This is a genomic window from Sporomusa sp., assembly GCF_057736855.1.
Window position 1 is genome coordinate 1 of sequence record NZ_JBYKYF010000355.1, and the last position, 2,752, is coordinate 2,752.

Consider the following 2,752-nt stretch of genomic DNA (forward strand, 5'->3'; position numbering starts at 1 on the left):
ATAAAGTGTAGTGGAGCAGGGGATATACCTACCCTGCTTTTCCCTTTATTTATTATAGAGCCTAAATGAAGTAGCGACATATGGAAAAATAAGTGCTACAATGACCGTATAGTTTTCTAGGTATAGTAGGTGAGAGTATGTCTATAGAAGATCTTGTTTGGTGGCTTGGTTTAATAGTGCTTGGGTTTGCCATTGGCATTATTACTGGATTATTCGGCATAGGTGGTGGTTTTTTGCTGACACCAGCTTTGCGGATTATTTTTGATATTTCTTATCCGGTTGCCATCGGCAGCAGTTTGTTACAAATTACGCTGACTTCCTTAATTTCAGCATATAAACATTGGCGCCAGCAAAACCTTGACTTGAAATTAGGTTTAATAACCGTAGTAGGTAGTTTATTTGGAACCGAATGTGGTGTCCGCTTATTGCAGACTATTAGTTTGAAACAGGCAGTTCAGGTTGCAGGAAATTCCGTAGCGTTTATGGATATCGTAATTAATACATGTTTTTTTATCCTAATGGCCAGTGTCGCTGGTTTTATGTTCAGGGAAGTTTACCAAAGTAATAGGAATAAAATGGATGAACCTGCAAGTACTTATTGGTGTAATGTTATGAGAAAATGCTCATTACCGCCATTTTTATGTTTTGAACGAGCAGAAATACCGCAGCTAAGTGTATGGGTACCTACTACACTAAGTTTTATTGTTGGCTGTCTAACTGGGTTGTTAGGTATTGGCGGCGGATTTATCAGTTTGCCATTGATGATTTATTTTTTAGGAGTTCCAACACGCATTGCTGTAGGAACAAGTACCATGCAAGTATTGTTGGCAAGTGCTTATGGAGTATTGCGGCACATGCAAGATAGTCATGTGAATGTATTTTTGGTGGTGTTTATGTTTTGCGGTTCAATAATTGGTGTCAATACCGGAATACGAATAGCTAAATGCCTTAATGGACGTGATACAAGGAAATATTTCGCCGGAATAGTAGTATGTGGTCTGTTGCTAATAGTTTATGATGTAATCAGAAAGATAAATGTATGATACAAGATGATTAGCTAATTATTTGTTTACTTTATTTACAAAAATAGAAAATATTTCCCAAGAGATATATAATTAATTGTAAAGAAGACAAAGGGGGATATAGGCGATGACCAAGCTTGAAAAGGGGATGGTTGTTCTAGAAGCGGTTAAAGCGCCGACAGGCTCCATGGCAAAAATCGTTTATGAAGGCCAAGGAAAGGGTTCACAAGATGGGACAACTGTATTTCATGTATTTTTAGATGGAATGTCATATGGTACATTTACAGTACGTGGCAATATTACTACTCTTGAAGACGCTCAAGCTAGACTAAATTCTCTAAAGGCCGACTCCAATGAAAGCTTAGCTGAGTACGCTGTCTATTATCAGTGGATGAAAATGGATGTTAACGAATTTTATGATTGCGGCTCATAAATAAGAATGGATGTCGAACTAAGAAAGCCTCCAAATACAACAAAAACAGCAATCAGCTAATTGCCGGTTGCTGTTTTTGTTGTATAACAATAAAAGGTATAGCTTAGTGGCCAAGTTTCTAAAATAGGGAATCGCTTCTTTTAATAAAGTTAACTATCTGCACTTAGGTCGTTGTTTGACTTCAGCAATACACTTTGCCAGCGCATTGTAGAATGCCGTACGGCGGTCATTGCTGCTTAGCAATGGTTTATAACCAAAATCTTTGGCAGCTTTATCCCAATTAAGGTTCCAGGTTTCGTTAAGGAATGCAGGACCGTTCCAGGCTTTGGCATCTACTAGCTGCAGTTGTGATGTTGATTGTGTTAGTCGGATAATTGCTTGGGCAATTTCTTCCCAGGACAGATATAAGCTGCCAAGGTTGTAGACATTACCAGTACTCTTCTGGTTGGAGGCAGCTCGCTCGATAGCCAATCCTAAATCATTCATACTGACAAAGGCTCCACCCGCTCCTCTTACCATTTGCAGGGGCTGACCAGATAGGGCTAGTTTTATTAATTCACGAAGATGCTTTCCACCGATCGTTTTACCGTAAGCCCACCAAAAGCGAAATACTGTTACCGGGAAGCTATATTGATGCCCAAGAGACAGGCATAATTGTTCTGCACAATGCTTGGCAATGGAATATAGTGGTTTGCGTGCACGCTCAGGTCGACAACAATACTCTTCATTAATTGGGGTAGCCGCTGGTGTGCCGTAAACTCCAGCAGTGCTTGTGTAAATGAAACTCTTGCCACCTGCAGTTGCGCATGCTTTCAATAAATTAATGTGGCCAATAATATCATAATTGAATAATATCTCAGGCTGATCAGCAAAACTCCAGGCAAGATTAACAACAACATCACAATTTTCGACAATATCTTTTAGTAAAGTCAAATCCATAAGATCGGTAGTATAAGTAATCGTATTGCCCTGCTTTTGGGAGTTAGGTATTTCTTTCTTATCGAGAATGATGAGTGTGTGGCCTTGTTGATATAAATATTCACTAATGTTTTTTCCTACATCACCAGCCCCGCCTGCTAATAGTATTCTCATAATCTGACCTCCATGTTGCTTGATGTTGTAATTAACTTTAACACGTTAGATGTGCTGAGAAAACATATTGCACATTTTGTAAATATGAAAAATTAATATCATGAAACATATAGGAACAAGTGTAAGTCTTTTTTGAAACAAAAGGAAAAGTTACACCTTTCTTTAAACCAGCAGGAATGGCAGACTACCTATGGGAAAGAAAAAT

3 protein-coding genes are annotated in these 2,752 nt (G+C 38.6%); 2 read left to right on the forward strand and 1 reads right to left on the reverse strand.

Annotation, left to right across the window (positions count from 1 at the left end; all coding sequences use genetic code 11):
* Nucleotides 1-137: 137 nt before the first annotated feature.
* Nucleotides 138-1,043, forward strand: coding sequence for a sulfite exporter TauE/SafE family protein (locus tag AC29Z1_RS16075; protein WP_488272464.1), 906 nt, complete (start codon nt 138-140; stop codon nt 1,041-1,043).
* 106 nt (nt 1,044-1,149) lie between these two features.
* The gene (locus AC29Z1_RS16080) at nt 1,150-1,455 is read left to right on the forward strand and encodes a hypothetical protein (RefSeq protein WP_488272465.1); all 306 of its coding nucleotides are present in this window, start codon (nt 1,150-1,152) and stop codon (nt 1,453-1,455) included.
* Nucleotides 1,456-1,608: 153 nt separating this feature from the next.
* Here AC29Z1_RS16080 and AC29Z1_RS16085 read toward each other — a convergent pair whose 3' ends face one another.
* Complete coding sequence (locus AC29Z1_RS16085; protein WP_488272466.1) at nt 1,609-2,547, reverse strand: NAD-dependent epimerase/dehydratase family protein; 939 nt, start codon at nt 2,545-2,547, stop codon at nt 1,609-1,611.
* Between the last annotated feature and the right edge of the window lie 205 nt (nt 2,548-2,752).

Bases quoted from the DNA above. Each gene is read 5' to 3' on its own strand.
- AC29Z1_RS16075 (WP_488272464.1), top strand. From the start codon at position 138: ATGTCTATAGAAGATCTTGTTTGGTGGCTTGGTTTAATAGTGCTTGGG.
- AC29Z1_RS16080 (WP_488272465.1), top strand. From the start codon at position 1,150: ATGACCAAGCTTGAAAAGGGGATGGTTGTTCTAGAAGCGGTTAAAGCG.
- AC29Z1_RS16085 (WP_488272466.1), bottom strand. From the start codon at position 2,547: ATGAGAATACTATTAGCAGGCGGGGCTGGTGATGTAGGAAAAAACATT.